General features: G+C 69.5%; 16 protein-coding genes. 2 read left to right on the top strand and 14 right to left on the bottom strand.

The window, feature by feature from the left end:
- Positions 1 to 34: 34 nt before the first annotated feature.
- The 6 genes from V1634_RS20365 to V1634_RS20340 all read right to left on the bottom strand — a co-directional run bounded on the left by V1634_RS20365 (position 35) and on the right by V1634_RS20340 (position 7,393).
- Positions 35 to 3,223, bottom strand: coding sequence for an FtsX-like permease family protein (locus V1634_RS20365; RefSeq protein ID WP_331209480.1), 3,189 nt, complete (start codon positions 3,221 to 3,223; stop codon positions 35 to 37).
- Positions 3,217 to 3,963, bottom strand: coding sequence for an ABC transporter ATP-binding protein (locus tag V1634_RS20360; protein WP_331209479.1), 747 nt, complete (start codon positions 3,961 to 3,963; stop codon positions 3,217 to 3,219). Before V1634_RS20360 ends, V1634_RS20365 begins: the two co-directional genes overlap by 7 nt.
- A complete protein-coding gene (locus V1634_RS20355; RefSeq protein WP_331209478.1) occupies positions 3,960 to 4,880 on the bottom strand; it encodes an ABC transporter ATP-binding protein in 921 nt (306 codons plus the stop codon). The genes V1634_RS20360 and V1634_RS20355 overlap by 4 nt, the downstream gene beginning before the upstream one ends.
- Positions 4,881 to 5,033: 153 nt before the next feature.
- A complete protein-coding gene (locus V1634_RS20350) occupies positions 5,034 to 6,395 on the bottom strand; it encodes a hypothetical protein (RefSeq protein WP_331209477.1) in 1,362 nt (453 codons plus the stop codon).
- Between the two features lie 8 nt (positions 6,396 to 6,403).
- The gene (locus V1634_RS20345; RefSeq protein ID WP_331209476.1) at positions 6,404 to 7,039 is read right to left on the bottom strand and encodes a SigE family RNA polymerase sigma factor; all 636 of its coding nucleotides are present in this window, start codon (positions 7,037 to 7,039) and stop codon (positions 6,404 to 6,406) included.
- A 120-nt stretch (positions 7,040 to 7,159) separates the two neighbouring features.
- Positions 7,160 to 7,393: a hypothetical protein gene (locus V1634_RS20340; protein ID WP_331209475.1), complete on the bottom strand. Its 234-nt coding sequence runs from the start codon at positions 7,391 to 7,393 to the stop codon at positions 7,160 to 7,162.
- Between the two features lie 497 nt (positions 7,394 to 7,890).
- Between V1634_RS20340 and V1634_RS20335 the strand changes: the two genes are divergently transcribed.
- Positions 7,891 to 8,838 (top strand): toll/interleukin-1 receptor domain-containing protein, encoded by a 948-nt coding sequence (locus tag V1634_RS20335; protein ID WP_331209474.1) that lies wholly within the window; start codon positions 7,891 to 7,893, stop codon positions 8,836 to 8,838.
- A gap of 195 nt (positions 8,839 to 9,033) precedes the next feature.
- Here the strand turns inward: V1634_RS20335 and V1634_RS20330 are convergent, their stop codons facing one another.
- The 7 genes from V1634_RS20330 to V1634_RS20300 all read right to left on the bottom strand — a co-directional run bounded on the left by V1634_RS20330 (position 9,034) and on the right by V1634_RS20300 (position 15,768).
- Positions 9,034 to 10,062 carry an aldo/keto reductase gene (locus V1634_RS20330; RefSeq protein ID WP_331209473.1) on the bottom strand — a complete coding sequence of 343 codons (1,029 nt, stop codon included), beginning with the start codon at positions 10,060 to 10,062 and terminating at the stop codon, positions 9,034 to 9,036.
- 141 nt (positions 10,063 to 10,203) lie between these two features.
- Positions 10,204 to 10,647 carry a nitroreductase/quinone reductase family protein gene (locus V1634_RS20325; protein ID WP_331209472.1) on the bottom strand — a complete coding sequence of 148 codons (444 nt, stop codon included), beginning with the start codon at positions 10,645 to 10,647 and terminating at the stop codon, positions 10,204 to 10,206.
- A gap of 268 nt (positions 10,648 to 10,915) precedes the next feature.
- A complete protein-coding gene (locus V1634_RS20320) occupies positions 10,916 to 11,827 on the bottom strand; it encodes an AraC family transcriptional regulator (RefSeq protein WP_331209471.1) in 912 nt (303 codons plus the stop codon).
- Positions 11,828 to 13,235: 1,408 nt separating this feature from the next.
- On the bottom strand, positions 13,236 to 14,036 hold the full coding sequence (locus V1634_RS20315) for a hypothetical protein (protein ID WP_331209470.1): 801 nt from the start codon (positions 14,034 to 14,036) through the stop codon (positions 13,236 to 13,238).
- Between the two features lie 229 nt (positions 14,037 to 14,265).
- The gene (locus V1634_RS20310) at positions 14,266 to 14,547 is read right to left on the bottom strand and encodes a hypothetical protein (protein WP_331209469.1); all 282 of its coding nucleotides are present in this window, start codon (positions 14,545 to 14,547) and stop codon (positions 14,266 to 14,268) included.
- Between the two features lie 44 nt (positions 14,548 to 14,591).
- Positions 14,592 to 15,098, bottom strand: a complete 507-nt coding sequence (locus tag V1634_RS20305) for a polysaccharide biosynthesis/export family protein (protein ID WP_331209468.1) — start codon at positions 15,096 to 15,098, stop codon at positions 14,592 to 14,594.
- A 427-nt stretch (positions 15,099 to 15,525) separates the two neighbouring features.
- Positions 15,526 to 15,768 (bottom strand): transposase, encoded by a 243-nt coding sequence (locus V1634_RS20300; protein ID WP_331209544.1) that lies wholly within the window; start codon positions 15,766 to 15,768, stop codon positions 15,526 to 15,528.
- Positions 15,769 to 15,981: 213 nt separating this feature from the next.
- On the opposite strand from V1634_RS20300, the gene V1634_RS20295 reads away from it, so the two are divergent.
- Positions 15,982 to 16,326: a cupin domain-containing protein gene (locus V1634_RS20295; protein WP_331209451.1), complete on the top strand. Its 345-nt coding sequence runs from the start codon at positions 15,982 to 15,984 to the stop codon at positions 16,324 to 16,326.
- A gap of 150 nt (positions 16,327 to 16,476) precedes the next feature.
- Here the strand turns inward: V1634_RS20295 and V1634_RS20290 are convergent.
- On the bottom strand, positions 16,477 to 18,783 hold a 2,307-nt coding region (locus V1634_RS20290; protein ID WP_331209467.1), incomplete at its 5' end, for a matrixin family metalloprotease.

Below are 18,783 nucleotides of genomic sequence, written 5' to 3'. Positions count from 1 at the left end.
GTCGGCCAGTGCGGTGCTGGTCGCCACCGTCGGATCACGAGCCCACCCGGAGGTACCCGGCCCCGGCGCGGCGGGTCCGGACGGTGACCACCAGCGCCACCGCGAGCAGGCAACCGGCCAGCAGCAGGGCGAGCAGGGCCGCCTCGGCCGCCCACGGCCAGTGCGGCGCGACGGGCGGGACGGGCGCGGCACCGGCGTCGGAACGGATCAGCGGCGGCGCGACGGCGAAGGTACCGAACGCGCCGACGGCCGCACCCGCGACCAGCAGCGGCAACAGCAGGCCGGCGTACTGGCCGAACAGCACAGCGCGGACCTCCCGCCGGGTCAGACCCAACGCCCGCAGCCGGGCCACCTGGACGGCGCGGGCCCGAAGGTCGACGAGGACGTGCAGGACGACACCGGCGACCAGTAGCAGGGCGGCGGCGGGAACGAGCAACCGGAGCGCGGCCGGCAGTCCGGCGCGCAGCGGTCCGGCGCTGAGCCGGCTGGTCTCGGCGGCCCTACTGTCGACCGTGCCGATGTGCAGCGCGGCGGCGCGTGCGGCGGCGTCCGGCTGGCCGGGGTGGCCGATCCACCAGCCGTTCACCGGATACTGCAGGTTGCCGGCGACCACCAGGGCACGGGAGAGCAGGTCGATGTCGGCCAGGATGGCAGCGGCACCGGGCGCGGCCGGCACCTCGGGCACCACCTCGGTGACGACGACGGCGACGTCGCTGGTGCTCACGACGATGCTCAGCACAGAGCCACGGCGCACGCCGAGTTCGTCGCGGAGGCGGGCCGAGACGGCCACGGGCACCGGTCCGGGGGCGGGGAAGGCGGTCACGACGAGGTTGCGGGCGGCGTCCTGCGGGCCGCTGAGCTGGACGGTCGTCGTCATCCTCAGCTCGGTACCCGAGGCGGTGCCGGCGAGCGAGACGGCCGACCGGGTGAGCATCCCGGGTGCGGGCGGGGCGGAGGTGGCGGTCCACGGCGCCGCACCGCTGCGGGCCTGTGCCCCGGGCGCCGCCAGCGTCACGGCGACCTGGCTGTTGCCGGGATCGGAGACTCCGGCCGACGGGTCGGCGGCGATCGGCAGCGAGAGCCCGACCAGTTCCAGACCGTCGGCCGGCACGCACCCGGGCAACCGGTGCACCGCGCCGTCGAGTCGGACGGGCGCCCCGGTGCAGGTCGTCCGCAGGCCCGTACCGTCCTGCAACAGCAGCCGGGGGGCCACCACGAGCGGGGTCGCACCGGTCGCCGTGCCGCTCAGGGTCAGTACGGACCCGGCCGGTACGGCGACGCCGACGGCGCGGGTCGGCGGCGCCAGTGCGGCCCCCACCTCCGCCCAGCCACGGTCGCCGTCCAGTCGTCCCCGGAGCAGTGCCTCGGCCTGCCCGGTGTGCACCGCGACCAGCTGGGGTGCGTCGCCGGCACTGCCCAGCCAGTCGCCGATGGCGACCCCACGGGCGGCGACCGGGCTCACCGCTCCCCCGGTCGCGGCGCTGACGTCCGCGCCCTGCCCGGCGACCGGCGGGGCCGCCAACGCGATCGCCAGGTCGGTGCCGACCGACAGGTCGGCCTGGTCGTGCTGCGATCGTTCCCAGGTGGCGCCGAAACCGACCCCGAACGTGCCGGCCGCGCAGGTGAGGCCGACCAGCAGGCCCGCCGCGACCGCCTGCGGCCGGCGGGCCGCCTCGAACACGGCCAGCGGAAGCGCCAGTCCCCGGGCCCGCCGGGCCAGCCGCTCGACACCGCGCAGCGCGGGCGGCACCAGGCGTAGGGCCAGTACGGCGCCGGCGGCCAGCAACAGCGCCGGTGCGACCACCCGGACGGCGTCGATCCGGGTGTCGGCGCCGGTGGCCTGGGCGTGCAGCTGCCACAGACCGACGGCGCCGAACGCCACGAGCAGCACGTCGGCACCGGACCGGGCGAGCAGCCCGCCCGGCTGTTGCCGACCGCCGGCCGTGGCAACCGGCCGTACGACGCGGGCCACCAGCACCCCCGCGAGCACGAGTACGCCACCGAGCACGACGACCACCTGCCGGGCGGTCACCTGCGGTGGGCCGGCCAGGCCGGCGCCGGCCAGTGGTGGCAGCCGGGTCAGGCCGGCATGCAGCAGGGACGAGGCGGGGACGGCGAGCGCGGCGGCGAGCACCGCCAACCCGGCACCCTCGGCGGCCGCCGTGCCGGCGAGCCGGCCACCGCCGAAACCCAGCGTGGACAGCAGGCTGGTCTCGTCGGCGCGTACCCCGGCGGCGAGCTGACCGGCGAGGGCCAGGGCGGCGGCGGTCAGCACCCCGCCGAGCAGGGCGACGGCGAGCACCGTACCAGCGGTGACCCGCTGCTGGGCACGGGCGTTCGACAGCGTCTGAGGCAGCCGCGAGGCGACATTCTCGATCCTCACCCGGTCGCCGAGGATCCCCGCCAGCCGTCGGTCGGCACCGCGTACCGCAGCGGCGACGGCTTCCAGGTCGTGGCCGGCCGCGCCGGAGAGGTCCGGCTGGGCGGTGATCTCCATCCGGTCGAGCGTGTGCGCACCGGAGAGCAGATCAGGCAGCGCGACGACGACCGGACCGTAGGCGTGCACCGGTTGCAGGTAGCGCCCGTCGCCGAAGGCGGGATCGTAGCCGGCCCCGCCGAGCGGGTCGCGGTCCCAGCCGGTACCGGGCAGCGGACGTGCCACGCCGACGACGACCACTTCGACCGCCGGGGCGGGCTCGCTGTTCAACTCCGCGCCGAGCCGGACGCGGCTGCCGAGGGTGAGGCCGAGCTGGCGGGCCATGGGCTCGAGCAGGACGGCCTCCACCGGGGTGGCCCCGCCGGCTGCCCGTGGCCAACGGCCGTCGAGCAGTTCGGCCCGGGCCGGCAGGTCGTCCATTGCCGACAGGTACGTCTCGGTCGGGACGCTGCCGTGTCCGGCCAGGCTCTCCGGCAGCAGCCGGAACGCGGACGACGCCCGGATGGCCGTCGTCGCGGAGAACGGCGCGAGGGTCGAGGTCAGCAGCTCACGGGTGTCGGCGGCCACCGAGCTGGCATCGGCGCCCCGCACGTCGACGGTGTAGGCGGTGACGCCGACCTCCCCGGGGGCGGCCCGGGCGGCGGCAACCTCGAACGCCCGATCGGCGGTACGGGTGACCAGCAGCGCGCAGGTGCCGAGCAGTGTCGCGCCGAGCGCGACCACCGCCAGCAGCGCGGCGAGCATCGGCCACTGCGCACGGGCACGAAGCCCGAGCAGCCTCAGCACCCGTCGCTCCGCCCCGCCGTACCGCCCGCGCCGGACTCGTCGTCGGGCGGGCCGGGCGGAGTGTCGTCGAGCCGGCCGTCCCGGATCTGGATCACCCGATCCGCCAGCGCCATCATCACCGGGTCGTGTGTGGAGATCAGCGCGGTGACCCCCTCGGACTCCACCACCCCGCGCAACAGCGACATCACCGACAGACCCGTCTCGGCGTCCAGCTGCCCGGTCGGCTCGTCGGCGATCAGCAGCCGGGGTGAGGCGGCCAGCGCCCGGGCGATCGCCACCCGTTGCTGCTGGCCGCCGGAGAGTTCGCCAGGACGCTGCTGGCCGTGCTCGGCCAGGCCGACCAGTTCCAGCAACAGTTCGACCCGGCGCTCCCGCTCCCGGGCCGGGGTACGGGCAAGTCGCAGCGGGGCGCCGACGTTCTCCGCCGCCGACAGCACCGGGATCAGCCCGAACGTCTGGAACACGTAGCTGACCGTCCCGCGTCGTAGCCGGGACAGCCCGTCCTCGTCGAGGGCGGTCACCTCGGTGCCGTCGACGACGACCGTGCCGGAATCCGGCCGGTCCAGCCCGCCGACGATGTTGAGCAGGGTGGTCTTGCCGGAGCCGGAACGGCCGACCAGGGCGACCATGGCTCCTGGTTCGACGTCGAACGACACGTCCCGCAACGCGTGCACCGCCGTCGACCCGGAACCGAAGCTCCGGCTGACGCCCCGCACGGTGAGCAGCGCGGCGGCAGTCACGGACGGTCGCCGGGGTCGGGCGGGGTTTCGACGTGGTCGCTGCGGTCCGGGCGGATCTCGACGTGGTCGGCCTCCAGGGCGAGCCGGACCCGCCTGGTCAACGCCAACGCCTCGCGGTACTCCCGAGGCACCTGGACCCGACCGGCGCGGTCCATCACGGCGTACTCCTCGGCGATGATCCGTACGTCGCCGTCGGTACCGGTCGCCGAACGGCGCAGCACCTCGCTGCTGGTCCGCCCGTCGCGGATCGCCACGGTCCGCTCGACCCGGCCGCTGACCTCGGGATCGTGGGTCACCACGACGACGGTGACGCCGAGTTGGCGGTTGACGTCCCGCAGGGCGCCGAAGACCTCGGCCGAGGTAGCGCTGTCCAGCTCGCCGGTCGGCTCGTCGGCCAGCAGCACCCGGGGCTGGTTGGCGAGGGCGACCGCGACGGCGACCCGCATCTGCTGCCCGCCCGACATCTGCCCCGGACGCCGGTCGGCGCAGTCGGCGACGCCGAGGGCGTCCAGCAGGTCGGCGACCCGGGTTCGGCGGGTACGGGCCGGCGTGCGGGCTGCGGTCATCGGCAGGTCGACCATCTGCCGCGCGGTCAGGTAGGGCACAAGATTGCTCGTGCTCTGCTGCCGGACGAAGCCGACGGTGTGCCGCCGGTAGCGGACGCGGTCCGCGCGGGACATCGCCAGCAGGTCCCAACGGTCGACCCGGGCCCGCCCGGCGGTGGGCGCGTCGATTCCGGCAAGGATGGAGAGCAGCGTCGACTTGCCCGACCCGGACGCCCCGACGACGGCGATCATCTCGCCGCTCTGCACGACGAGGTCCAGCCCCTGCAACGCCTGTACCTCGATCGAGCCGGTCTGGTAGATCCGGACCAGGCTCTCGCAGACGATCAGCGCGTCACGGCCGAACTCCGGCACCCGCCCTGCGGGCTGGGGCAGCGTCAGCGATGTGATAACGAGACCTCTCGTCGGCCGTTTCGGGCAGAGACTAGCCAGGATGATCTATGCCGTCAACGGCCGCCGCCGGGTTCCCGCACCGGTTGGAACGGGGCGGTGCCCGTACCCGTGGGGCTACTCGCAGGTCCAGCGGACGGCCGCGGTGGCGGCGTCGTCCGGGGCGACCGAGACGCTCCCGCCGACCACCCGGCCGTCGTCGCTGAGGCTCACCGCCGCCGGTCCCTCCTTTCCGGGTACGGCCCCGGCCGGCATCGGAAGCGCGAACGGCCGGTCCCCGGCCAGTACCGCGGGGGTCTCGACGCCGGACGCGTTCCGGACGAACCCGGCCAGCCAGCCGTGTCGGTTGATCGCCGCCGCCCAGGCCAGCCCGGTCACCGGCGCAGCCTGCCCGGTACGCGGGTTCCACCGGGTCGGCACGAAGTGCTGCTCGGCGCCGGAGGGCGCCGCCGACCAGCCGAGTACCCAGCCGCCCCGGACGGAGAGGGCGCCGGTGGTGGCGGCGTGTCGGGGTGGCGGTGCCAGGGTGCGGGCCGCACCGTCCGGCGCCCACGCCGTCGTCCGGGTCGTCCCCGCCGGCCCGAAGTCGACGATGCCACCGACCACGGTGCCGTCGTCGTCGAGCCCGGTGGCGTAGTGCCGCCCGGTGACCGGCTGGGGCAGCCAGGTCGGATCCTGCTCGGCTCCGGCCCCCCAGACCACCGGGTTGCTTCCCGGCACCTCGGCCACATCCGGAGACTCCGGCGGGCCGCCCTTCGTGCCGATCGGCTTGCCCCGGTAGGCGAGGGTGCGGATGCCGCCGAGCACGTCACCGCGCTCGTTCAGGTCCATCACGTCGCCGACGTAGCCGCCGTCCGGGTCGGTCAGGTCGACGTACCGGCCGTCGCGGTAGACCCAGGCGACCAGTACGGCCCTGCCGTCCCTTACCACTACGCCGTCGCCCGCGACGACTCCGGCCGAGTTGACCAGCAGTTGGGCCGGATCGGTGGTCTCCGGTTCGAGTACCGTCATGGCGCCCCGGTCCCAGAGCAGCGTCCAGGTTCGCGCCGTCCGGTCGTCCCGGGCCACCCCGACCAGGTAGCGCCCGGTCGGGTCGCCGTCGAACACCTGGCTGCTGGTGGCACCGGCCGGAAGCGGGAGGCGCTGCGGCATACACCTGGTCGGAGGGGGTGGTGGGCTCCCGGTGCCGGACCCGTCCGGCGAGGCCGGGTCGCCGGGAGCCGGACCGGGCTGGGCGCCGTGGTCCGGAGCGGGGTCGGCGGACCGACCGTCGGGTACCGCCGCCAGCCCGATCGGCACCGCCAGCAACACGACGGCGGTCACCGCCGCCAGACCGCTCCCGGTCAGCAACCGGCGGCGGCGGAGCCGACGCCGGCCGGCGCGGAGCAGGCCGGCGATCTCCACCGTGGAGGGCTGGTCCAGCTTTCCGTCCAGCGGGCGCAGCAGGTCACGGGCTGCCGCGTCGTCGAGGTCGTCCATCTCGTCTCCTATTCGTCGGCCGGGGGCAGGGCACGGGTGGTGGCCGGGGCGACCCCGGCGGACCAGGCTGTGCCGGTGACCAGCGGCGACGGTCCGGCCCGGACGTCCGGACCGAGTGAGCCGGCCGGTTCCGAGGCCGGAGGTTTGTTCGCCTGCGGCTGCTCGTCGAGCAGCCGCCGGAGCGTGGTCAGCCCGTGGAAGCTCTGGCTCTTCACCGTGCCGGGAGCGCAGCCGAGGGTTTCGGCCACCTCGGCGACGGACATGTCGCAGAGGAAACGCAGCACCAGTACGGCCCGCTGCTTCCGGGGCAGCCGGTCGAGCGCCGCACGCAGCACCGTCCGCTCCTCGACGTCCGGGCCGGTCCGGGGCAGCGGCTCGGGCGGCGACTCGGTGAGGCGTACCCGCCTCGACCACGGTCGTCGCTTCTCGCCCTGGAAGAACCGGACCAGGGTGGTCCGGACGTACCCGTCGAGGTGGGCGACGGTCCGGACCCGGGGCCAGTGCAGGTAGAGCGTGGTGAAGGTCTGCTGGACGAGATCGTCGGCCCGGTGCGCGTCACCGCAGAGCAGGTACGCCAGCCGCCGCATCCTCGGCATCGCGGCGGTGACGAACTCGACGTACTCGTGCTCCCAGTCCGGCTGCATCGGGTCGACCTTCCCAGAGACGGTTCCGGCACTGGGATGCTCGCCGGGCGGCAAGTGGTTGTATTTCCGGTCGACAATTTCCGGGGACGGCCAGCCGCACGGTCTTCCGCCCCGGCGGCGCTACTCGGTCATGCCCACCGGGTCGGAGCGGACGAAGGACATCGTCCAGCAGCCGTCGGCCTCCTGCTGGGGGCGCAGCTCGTAGAGATGGTCCACGCCGGGCAGCTCCGGCGGCCCGTCCGGGCTGCTGCTGAGTACCCAGCGTCGCGGCGGCCCGCCCCCGGGTGTGGCCGGCAACTCCCGGGCGGTGCCGTCGGCCGGACCGCCTGCGAAGCGTACGGTGACCCACTCCACGCCCTCATGTTACGAGCGCGACGACCCTGACAAGCCCCGGAACGACCAGCCCAGTGCCTTCGATCTTGCTCTTCCGTCCTCGCGGGCCCCAAACTCTGTCGCCCCGGCCCTCATCGACGCCACCGGAGTTGAAGCCGGAGCAGGCCTTGCGGGCCACCCCTGCAGAGGCGCCCGTCAGTCCTTGCGCAATCTCCGGTAGGACATCTGTGGAGGCCGCATCCCCCGTACGTCGGGGGTGACACGGCTACCTGCCGGACGGCGTCGGTTCCCCTGGTCAGTCGTGGACGCGATCATCGTGACGGGCCCAGCCAGTTGGTCAACCGTCCCCGGTCGGAGGCCTCCACCGCCGCCCACGAGTCTCGGACCAGCGACTCCGAGTTCGACTCCAAGTTGGACACATCGCCCGAATCCGGCCCCTTGGGGAAGTCGAGTAAAATTCGAGTACAGACGAGACTTTCCCTGAGCACAGGCTCGTGCCGGGATTGGAGCAGCCCCCAGTGGCCCATGACCTGTTCCTGTCATATTCGCGGAAGAACAAGCGGTTCATCGAAAGGTTGGCCGCCGACCTACGCGAGCACCATGTCGACGCCTGGCTCGACACGATCGAGATCGAGGTCGGCGACCTCATCCATTTGACGATCGAGCAAGGCATCGAGGAGAGCCGCTACTTCTGCCTGGCGCTTTCTCCGGCGTCGCTGCAGTCGTACTACGTGCGGGGGATCGAGTTCGAGACGGCTTTCGCACGCATGGTCCGCGAGCAGCGCGAATCCTTCATCCTGCCCATCCTCGTCCAGCGCGTCGACGAACCCTTGCCCGCCCGTCTCGCCGGCCGAGCGTACCTGGATTTCACCAACAAGAAGAACTATGCCGAGAACGTGCGCAAGCTCGCCAGGAAGGTCCAGCTGCAAAGCGACGTCTTCTCCGGTCAGCGCTGGTACAAGGCGCTCGAGATCTCCCCGTTCGGGGAGATCGTCGGCATCGGCGAAATAACGCAGGTGGCACCGACCGGCCCCAGCATCTGCATCACCTGGACCCGGGGCACCGTTTCACGGGCCGACATCTACTACAACGCGGCGAACGTCCACTACAAGCAGTTCTCGTTCGACGGGCACGGCCGCGTCGTCGAGAACATGATGTACGAGTGGGATGGTGCCGGCGGGTGGCGGTACGTCGATACCTGGCGGTACGAATACGATCCGGCGACCGGCCGCCGGGTCAAGAAGTTCGTCGAGAAGGCCGGAACCCGCTCGTACCGTGTCCTCGACTACGACGGGCACAACAATGTCCTGGAGGAGCGGGTGGTGACGCTTGAGGGGCCGCCGGACCTGTCGTACGGCTACACCCGGAAGCTCTTCGAATACTCGGACGACGGCCACGTGCTGCGGGAGGTCCTCTATGACCAGGACGGCGGTCTCGTACGGACCGTGGAGCGGAAGACCGACTAGCCCGGGTGCGGCCGCGGATCCCAGCGCCGCACGGGACGAACGACAGGTGCTCCGGTCCCCCGGCTGAGGATTCGTCGGGCGGGCCGGAGGAGGGTCCGATCCGACAGGTGCAGAAGTAGCGCGGCGGTGCGGTGCGGTGGCCTGGCCGCCTGGCTGTGCCGGAGCCGAGCCCCCGGCACAGCCGAAGCCGTCGTCTCAGGCCGCGGAACGCTCGGCGATCGGCCGGCGGCGCAGGCTCACGTCCGAGACGGCCGGCGGCGTGTAGGCAACGTCGTTGGGAGCGACGTCGGTACCGGGCGGAGCGATCTGGTCGATCCGGTCGAGCATCTCGTCGTTCAGGGTGACATCGGCGCCGGCGAGCAGGTCGTCGAGCTGTTCCATGGTGCGTGGCCCGAGGATCGCCGAGGTCACCCCCGGGTGGGCGATCGCGAACGCCATCGCGAGGTGGGTCAGCGGTAGGCCGGCCCCCTTGGCGAGCGGGATGAGTCGTTCGACCACGTCGAGCTTGCGGTCGTCGCGGAAGTGCTGCGGCATGGCGCCGGACCGGTGGGTGTCGGCCTGCTGGCCCTTGCGGTACCGGCCGGTGAGCAGGCCCTGGCCCAGCGGACTCCAGACCAGCGTGCCCATTCCGTACCGCTGGCAGACCGGCAGGACCTCGCGTTCGATGCTTCGGTTGACGATCGAGTACGGCGGCTGCTCGGTGCGGAAGCGCTCCAGGCCACGCCGCTCGGCGACCCACTGCGCCTCGACGATCTCCGAGGCCGGAAAGCTCGACGCACCGATCGCGCGGACCTTGCCGGTGTGGATCAGATCGGACAGCGCCGACAGCGTCTCCTCCACGTCGACCGCCGGGTCGGGGCGGTGGATCTGGTAGAGGTCGAGGTGGTCGGTCTGCAGGCGGCGCAGGGAGTTCTCGACCGCGTTCATGATCCAGCGTCGTGAGTTGCCCCGGTGGTTCGGATCGTCGCCCATCGGGTAGTGCAGCTTGCTGGCGAGCACGACGCCGTCGCGGCGGCCCTTGAGGGCCTTGCCGACGATCTCCTCGGATTCGCCCTGGGAGTACACGTCGGCGGTGTCGATGAAGTTGATCCCCGCGTCCAGCGCCCGGTGGATGATCCGGATCGAGTCGTCGTGGTCGGGGTTTCCCATGGCGCCGAACATCATGGTGCCGAGAGCGTAGGGGCTGACCTGGATTCCGGTCCGGCCCAGCGAGCGGTATTTCATCTGTTCTTGTCTCCTGCGGAGGCGTGTGTTGAGTGGCCGGCGCTGGCAGACGGCGCGCGGCGCGAAAAGACCCGACGCGCCGGGGCCGGGAACCCGACCGGACGACGGACGAGACGATGTGACCGTTTGCTGAGCCCCGGACTACCCGGATCGCGCGGAGGACGCCGTCCGCAGCTCCTCGTGATCGAACACGATCTCGACCAGCGGGCTACGCGCGAACCAGTCGTCGAACTCCTGCCGCCGGGCGACCCGCGCGGCGATCTCGGGCCGGTTCTGGAGGTCGAGGATTGCGGTGATCACTCGCCGTCGGGTCGGCTCGTCGACCGGCACCGCGGTCGCGGGCAGGTCGGCTTTGACCCCGTGCTTGAGATGCACCACGATCCGCGGGTTGGCGCGCACGTTCGCGTACCAGCTGCGAGGTCCGGGCATGCCGCTGAGGAACCAGCGACCGTCGACGCGGTGGAACCAGATCTCGATGCGGCGCGGGATGCCGGTGCGGGCGCCCAGCGTGGTGATGTCGATGGTGCGCTCAGCCGGGGAGGAGTCCGGTCCGATGGCGAGGGCTCGCGCGACGGCGTCATCCACGGTCACGGGTCTCATCGGCCGTTCGTCGTCGAGGGGTACCTCGCCCCCGTCGTTCCCGGTCCGGCCCAGGGCGTGTGGTGGTTCATGCTTCTCCCCTGGAGGCGGTGGTTGGGTGTCCGTCGACCTTCATTCCTTGCCTCCTGTTTCGCCGGCACCGGTCCGGAATCCTGTGCCCGTTCCGGTCGTAATCCCAGCAAAACAAAGCCGCAAACCCCGTGCTAGCAGAATCGTCTTGGGTTGTTGCACGATCCTCTTCGCTCCGGCGATCTCACGGCAGCGCCGGCGCGCCTGCGGCGGGGCCGGCTCCGCCACGGATGCGTGCCGCGTCGATGCTGGGCGGAACACCGAACAGGCGCCGATACTCGCGGCTGAACTGGGATGGATTGTCGTATCCGACGCGACTTCCCACGCCGGTGACGTCGTGGGGGTTGTTCGCCAGCAGCAATCTCGCCGTCTGAAGGCGGATGTGTTTCTGGTACTGGATCGGGCTCACCGTCGTCACCACCTGGAAGTTCCGGTGGAAGGCGGACACACTCATCCCGGAGAGTTGCGCCAACTCCTCGACGCGGAACGGCCGGGCGTAGTTCTCCCGGATCCACCGCACCGCCCGGGTGATGTGGCTGAGGCTGCTGTCCACGAGGCCGAGCTGACGGACGAGGTCACCCTGTTCGCCGGTCATCAACCGCCAGAGGATCTCGCGTTTGAACAACGGGGCCAGTGCCTTCCGGTCCCGGGGCCGGTCGAGCAGGCGCAGCAGCCGCACGACAGCGTCGAGCAGCTCGTCCGGGGCGTCACTGACCGCGATTCCCGGTCGTGCGGTACCTGGGGAACCTGGCAGATTCCCCGGCCCGACCTCCAGCAACAGCTCGGCGACGGTGGCAGGGTCCAGGGTCATCCCGAACCCGAGTGTGGAATGCCCCGGGCCCGCGTCGACGACGTGCCCCGTCACCGGGAGGTCGACCGACGCGACGAGGTACTGACCGACGCCGTACTCGTACATCCGGTCCGCCAGCGCGAGGCGCTTGCCGCCCCGGGCGATGATCGCCAGAACGGTGCCCGACATCGAGGTCACCGGCGAAGCGCCGGGGTAGATCTTGCAGATCCGGACGCCGTCGATCGCAGTGGTCAGATCGGGCCGTACGTGCCGTTCCAGCAGGTCGGGCAGCTCGTGCAGGGACATGTCACGAGTGGAACACAGAACTCGCGGCGATCACCCGGCAGCCAGCGGGCTGCTGCACTTCGCTGCTATACAAGATCGAAAAGGCCGTCTCCCTCAGTGGGAGACGGCGTTTGAACTGGGTGGAGCTGAGGGGATTTGAACCCCTGACCCCCTCTTACCAACCGTCACCGTCCCGGGCTTGTCATCGCTGGTCGCATCTTGGCGTTGAGCTGCACAAACGCTGCCCTGCGTTGATTGCCGTTTGTCACTGATAGTCAACTTTGAGGAGGAGTTTTCGGGGGGTAAACGGGGGCACCCTCGCCAGGTGCCGCCAGCGAGGGGATGCTGGCGCAGTCTGGCTACGACTGCCCAATGGCCGTGAGGGGAAGGTCCTGGTGCAGGCAGACGGTTCAGTCACCGGCTCTGGGGCGAGCCGCCGTTCGGCGGATGATTCGGGGTCGAGGGTCGGGAGTACGGGACGCTGGCCGAGCTGGCCGCCGCTCTCGGTCAGGGGAGCACTCCACCTCGCCGCCTAAACGACAGCCTCCCTCCGAGGTGGTACCGCGCGGGGTGCCAAAGGTAGCCGGTCAGGGCTTCCGTGGCGGCTCGCAGCTCCGTTAGACACTGTGGGGCGGTTGTCCAGCCATCCGCTTGTTCGATCGCCTCTCGGTAAGCGGCGCGATGGGCACTCTCATATCGCGCCATAAGCCCTCGCGGGACGTTCGCAATGATCGCCAGTGACTCAACCTTGGAGATCGCCTCGTCCAGCTTGTGGTTGGGATGCCCTTCGTAGAACGCGTCTGTAGACGTGGGGCGCCAGGCGGATCGGGATTCATGCAGCGCGCCTCGTACCGCTGCTCGTGCAGCTCGCCGTTCCCGAGCCTGTGTCAGGTAGGGCGTTGCGATCGCTCCAGCGATACCCGAGCCGAGAGCCAACAGGATGTTCAGCCACATGCGGTGAGCGTATGAACGCGACACAATCCGCCAGGACGAAGGGGCCCCGGTGCCGATGCCCACAGAGAAGTCCTGGCCACCCACCGTCCATGACGCCGTCTACCGGGCCTACCGTGACTGGGAGTGCTCGGGCCTGTCGACGCGTGGCTGGCCGCGACTGATCGGCCAGCGCACGCCGCACCGCGTTTCGCCAGGCGCCAAGCCCGTTGACTGCGAGTCTGGCTGACCCCCGGAGGCTGCGGGAGCGTAGCGCCCGCCGGCGCGGGCACTGGCGGCGAGGGCGAGCGACGCTCCGCGAATTTCAATTTGCGGCGGCCGCAGAGGATCGGGGTTGAGGTTCCACAAACGAGGCCCGCGGCCGGGCGCGGCACAACCTTCGGGTTGCTGCTGGCGACACCGCACGTGTGGCTGCCTGTCGGACGTTCGCGTATGACGGCGATTGGTCCGCCGGTGTCGTCATCACCGGCCGGCGGGCTCAGGCAGGTGACTGCGCTACCGGTTCCGACCGCTGAGCGAACAGGCGCCATGCCTGCTGCACCATCTGGGCAGCGAAGAACGTCACGAGAGCCAGCTTCCGTACGTCGGCGGTTACGTGCAGATGAGCAATGCCCTCAGGGGCACCAGGCAGCTCCACGTTGTCGGTGACGCTGATTGTTGACCAGAAGTCGCCGTGGGCTACGCCGCTGCACATGTTCCAGACGAGGCGTGCCTGCTTCTCGCCGATCGAGGTGTGACTCCCAGCTGCAGTCACGATTTCGCTGTAGGAGACATGGCGAAGGGCTTCCTTCGGGTCCAGGCCGGCGGCACGGGCGACCTGGCGGACCCGGTCGCGGCGTTCGTTGAGTGTTCGTGGTCCCGTCACACCAATTAGGTCCTTGACTCGTTCGCCGTTGGCGATGTCGAGTGTGGCAAGGCGCAGGCGACGCATCAGCCGCTTGGGTTGCGAGTCCGGGGCCAGCATCCACACGGCAGCGCTGCCGTTCTCCATCGCGCCGCGCACCAAGGAGTAGGGCGCGTACATGTGGATCACACCGGCGTCGCGGAGCGTCGACCGGAGCATGTGTAGGTGGTCCACGGCGTAGCTCAGAGAGTGTCGTGCGGCGAAGCTGAGTTGGAACGGGTCGGCGATTTGGTCGTCCCGTCCTAGGTCACTCTCAGCGGCAACGCCGGACCGTGGCCCCTCAGGATCCAGACGGTCTAGCCAAGAATCGAGTTGAGTCAAGATCTGCAGTAGGTCCTCGAACGACGGCCTCTCGCGGTCTTCCACAACGGTCACCGTATCCAGTCTGTCGAGGCTAGGCTTCTCCTTATCAGGCCCGGCCGCCGCGCAAGCACTTCTGGCTATCGGGCTCTGCGGGTCGCACCGTGCGGGCCGTCCGCGGGGCGAATCGAGCCAGTACCCAGCTCCGCTGTCGCCCGTTGACCTGCCTCTCTTCGCCGGGTGGGTCACCGACGCTAAACGATCGCGAGGTGCGTGTCGCACGCCGCCGCCGGGACCGGTGTGATTAGACTCGGCGCTCGAACAGGCGTGCTATCTCCGGAGGTGCTGGTCCGGTCAGCCTGTCAGCCTGGTCTGGGTCTTTCGGCCCGACCGCGCCGAGGGCGCCCACGATCGGGCGGACGAGCATGCGGGTAAGCCGGTCCACGCCGTGGGGACACGGGTAGACCACAACGCTCAGGTTGAGGTCTGCCTGGCGGACGGCGCCCGCGTGCAGGCGGATCTGGTCGAGTTGCTCCTGGTCGAGTTCGGCAAGCCTGTCCAGGTGAGTGCCGACGATCCGCAGCACGTGCGGGACGAGGCGAGTGTTTGTGCGGTACACGGCGTCGGTCCTCACGCGAGCGGTACGCGGGTCACGTTGACCAGCGGCTGGGTGAAAAAGCCTCCGTCGATAAGCCCTTGTTCGATCTGGTGCTCTGCTTCGAAGAGCCGATGGTCGCGAACGAGAACATCGCCCAGGAAGGGAATGTGGATGCTTCCTGAGCCGTCGACCGCGAACGACCCCGAGCTCGGCTCGACGGCGCCGTCGGGATTGAGAAGCCGGAGAAATAGCGTCTGCCCCGGCTGGACGGTGTTCTCGAGGTCCACGCGGATGCCGCTCAGCCCCAGATTGACCGTATGGCCGAAAAGGACCCCATCGGCGGAGAACTGGTTGTAGATATCGTCTCGGAGATCCGGTGTGAGCGGCTTCCCTTCTGCGAGAACCGGACCCAAGGACGGTATCCGCAGCAAGCGGGAGGCATCGACAGGGTAATCGTGCGAAAAAAGTGTCACCGCGCCTGATGCCTCGCGGACCTCCACATTAACAACCTCTCCCAAACTTAGTGAAGTGGTCGACATGATGCTTTCCTCCTCGGGTAGTGCCGCTGTGCGTCGGCGTCCTCGTCGACTGTTCGCACAGCGGGCTTTCCTTATCGGCGGGATAGCATACGTCAGGAACCCAGTCGCTAGACTCGTTTTGGCCGTATCTGAACGGGACGGCCGGCTACGGGTCCGCCGGAGGTCCTGCGGCCGTGTGACGTCGGCGGGGCTGGGAAATGCGGTGCGCAGGGCGACGGTGGCAGATGCAGCGGAGCTGGTTCGTCTACGTGGAGTCAGCACAACCGCGAGGGTTTTCTGTCCCTGCTCGGGTGCCAGGTGCACCTTGGTGGTCAACCCGCCACGGGAACGGCCGAGGGCGTGGTCGTCCGGCTCGATGGTGACGCCACCGGGGTGGTTCGGCCTGCAGAGCCCCCTTTTCCGCGCTCCGGCGGCGTGCTGGTGATGGTCAAGTCCACGGACACGTCCCAGGTGATTTGGCCGGGGCATCAGCGCGGGCCTGTAACGTGGTGAGGACCTGCTGCCAGGTTCCGTCGCACTGCCAGCGCCGGAACAGGGCGAACACCGTCGACCGAGACCCGTACTGGGGTGGCACGTCCCGCCCGGGGGCGCCGACCCGGATCCGCCACCGAATCCCGTTGCTCAACTGGCGTCTGCTCCACCACGACGGTCGAGCCGGCCGCTTCGGCACCGGCAGCAGCGGCTCCAGCGTCGCTCGCTGGGCGTCGGTCAGGTCGAATCGCCTCGTCACCGCCAGCGTGTCCACGAGGTCTCCGGTTTCAGGTCCTGCTTGGTCGTTGAACCTTCTACCGGAGACCTCGCTATATATCGACCTCCGACACGCCAAGATCCTTAAGTCGGCTCGTACCGGTACCGACTACGACACAGGCTCTAGGCTTCCGCCATGCTGATCATCGAAGGCGCGGGCCGGTGGACCGCACCCACTGGGGCCGCCAACGACTGGGTCGAACACCTGAGAGTGCCGGACCTCTCGGTGGGAACGTACTGCATCCCGGCGGGTGGTCTCGACGATCAGAGCCCGCACACCGAGGATGAGATCTACGTGGTCACCGCGGGGCGGGCCCGGATCGTGACGCCGGACGGCGCGGCCGAGGTGGGCCCGGGTTCGGTGATCTTCGTCCCGGCTGGCGAGGAGCACCGGTTCGACGAGGTGACCGAGGACCTGGCGCTGCTGGTGGTGTTCGGCCCGGCGTACGGCTCGCGCGCTCCGGGTCGGCGAGCCGAGTAGGACGGCGCAGACCTCGCTACATATCGACGTCCGACACGCGAAGATCCTTAAGCAAGCTCATACCCCGGCACCGACTCCGACAAAGACCCTGAATCTCCTCTATGACCAGCGGAGAAAAGACTGGTGGGGAGCGGGCGGCATTTCAACCTGCTACAACCGCAGGGCCAGCGCCGACCACCAAATATTTCGGGTATCCACGCCTCGCCACGCCAGAACAGTACGGTCGGACAACGTGCACACGGCGGGCCCTCGCGCGCTGCGGGCATCCCTCACGGGGATTCGTCCGGTGAAGATGTCTTGTTCCCAGTCGAAGAACGAGAAGTACAACTGCGTGTCGTCCCCTGGTCCTCTCCAGGCGACCAGTATGCTCGTCCCGCCTCCGACCATCTCTGCAGCGGGAGCGGCGGCGGTGGTGACGTTCAGGACAACGGGTTCGACCGAATTGTAGTCCCGATAGGAGGCGATCCTGCCTGGCCGCCAGTCGCTGCTACCGTGGTCGAGCCAGGAGTAGTAGAGGTTGTCGTTCCCGTCCGGACCCTTCCAGAACAGGTACAGCCTGTCCGGTAACGCCACCAGCGCGGGCGACTCCGAGGAGAACTCGGCACCGACCCTCCGCTGGGGCTCCCAACCGCCGCCGTCCGACTTGCGTGTCCACCAGAGTTGCTGGTCCTCGTCAACGCCCTTCCAGGCTAGGTAAGGTGTCCGGTGGAAGGCGGCGACGGCCGGCCGGCACCGTGCTCCCACCCCTGGGATGTGCTCTGGCGGGAACCAGCCGAACCGGTCGTTCTTCGAGAAGAAGATCCCCTGATTGTTTTCCCCTCGCCACACCATGTACAGGCCCAGCGAGGGGCCACCCTCAGTACGATAGCTGGCCAGCGACGGACTACATGCAGATCTGAAGGGGTCTCCGATACGGCGCTGGCTGCTCCATTCGTTGCCGATGAACGCCGCTTCCCACATCGCTGGGTCGTCAAGTGCACCCTTCCACGCCATGTGGATGGTGAAGTCGGAGGAGGTGAAGTCGGCGGTGCCCATGATAGCCATTACCGGCTGGTCGGTGGTTGCCCGGTCGTGAAGCTTCTTCGGGTCCGGCCACCCGTAGAGGTTGAGCAGCACGTTTCGCGCCTCGCGGTCCACGACCGCCGAATTCCCAGAGTAGGGATACATGAGCGCGGACTGACGGTCCGAGTGGCACAGTCCTATGGCATGGCCGATCTCGTGCAGAGCCACGTACAGAAGCTCAGCGCGGGACCAGTAGTTTCTTTTGTTGAATTTCACGACGCCTTCCTCTGGATGCCCCGGGAGTCTTGCCGCACCTAGGACGATCACCGTGCCGTTCTGTCGTTTCAAGCCGAATTTCGCATAGGAATCTTCGCCTACGAACGAGCACCGGATGTTGCTCCGCACGTCGCGCGGCGTGAAGCGAAGTAGGCCCTGGCCGGCCTCCTGCCACTTCTGGAACGCCTCCGTGATGACGGCCGCCGCGGTGGTCGCGTCGAGACCGTCGCATGCAGTCGCATCGATCGAGTAGGTCAAGTCTCGCCGAGGCCACCTGCTCATGCTCCCGCCGTAGTTCTGGAACTGTAGCGGCGTAACGATTTGGTCCGGTACGCCGCAAAATCGTTTCTCGGACAGCGCCGTTACTCCGGCGGCGGCCTCCCTGAGTTCGGTCGTCCCATCGATGTCGAGTCTCAACCGCAGGCGTGGTCGGGCGATTGGCGACGTGTCGAGGAGATATTCGGGAGCTGGCAGTAGCCCCAGCGTGTTGAGCCCTGGCGATAGAGCTGGGCCCGAATAGCCCAGCAGCTCAGGGAGAATCTCGTGGATGAGCTCGGTGGTGTCCAGAGCGACCTTGTAGCCGGGAAGGCGGAGTCGCTGCGCCTCCGCGTGTGCGAAGCCGGCGTATCGGGGGTCGATTGTGAGGTTTCCGTCGGTTCCGAGGGTGAAGCGGAAGTCAGCCGTGATCCCGGAGGCCGGCTGGAAGCCGTATCCCGCAGCGGGTAGATAGGTGAGATTGTGCCGTCGGTCGTTGGCGAGCGCTGGAGGGGCGCCGAGCATGTCGAGTGGCAGGAGCGCGTGAGTCAGTTGCGTACCGTCGACGCTGAACTGATATCCCGATAAGACGAGAGCGTTGCCCTGAACCTGTGCGAAGCCGGCGTATCGGGGGTCGATTGTGAGGTTTCCGTCGGTTCCGAGGGTGAAGCGGAAGTCAGCCGTGATCCCGGAGGCCGGCTGGAAGCCGTATCCCGCAGCGGGTAGATAGGTGAGATTGTGCCGTCGGTCGTTGGCGAGCGCTGGAGGGGCGCCGAGCATGTCGAGTGGCAGGAGCGCGTGAGTCAGTTGCGTACCGTCGACGCTGAACTGATATCCCGATAAGACGAGAGCGTTGCCCTGAACCTGTGCGAAGCCGGCGTATCGGGGGTCGATTGTGAGGTTTCCGTCGGTTCCGAGGGTGAA

Origin of the sequence: Plantactinospora veratri (assembly GCF_036421995.1) — a bacterium.
In the GTDB taxonomy this organism is placed as follows: Bacteria; Actinomycetota; Actinomycetes; order Mycobacteriales; family Micromonosporaceae; genus Plantactinospora; species Plantactinospora veratri.
This window is presented reverse-complemented; position numbering and strand designations above follow the sequence as displayed.

Bases quoted from the DNA above. Each gene is read 5' to 3' on its own strand.
- V1634_RS20350 (WP_331209477.1), bottom strand. From the start codon at position 6,395: ATGGACGACCTCGACGACGCGGCAGCCCGTGACCTGCTGCGCCCGCTG.
- V1634_RS20345 (WP_331209476.1), bottom strand. From the start codon at position 7,039: ATGCAGCCGGACTGGGAGCACGAGTACGTCGAGTTCGTCACCGCCGCG.
- V1634_RS20330 (WP_331209473.1), bottom strand. From the start codon at position 10,062: ATGAAATACCGCTCGCTGGGCCGGACCGGAATCCAGGTCAGCCCCTAC.
- V1634_RS20320 (WP_331209471.1), bottom strand. From the start codon at position 11,827: ATGTCCCTGCACGAGCTGCCCGACCTGCTGGAACGGCACGTACGGCCC.
- V1634_RS20305 (WP_331209468.1), bottom strand. From the start codon at position 15,098: ATGTCGACCACTTCACTAAGTTTGGGAGAGGTTGTTAATGTGGAGGTC.
- V1634_RS20295 (WP_331209451.1), top strand. From the start codon at position 15,982: ATGCTGATCATCGAAGGCGCGGGCCGGTGGACCGCACCCACTGGGGCC.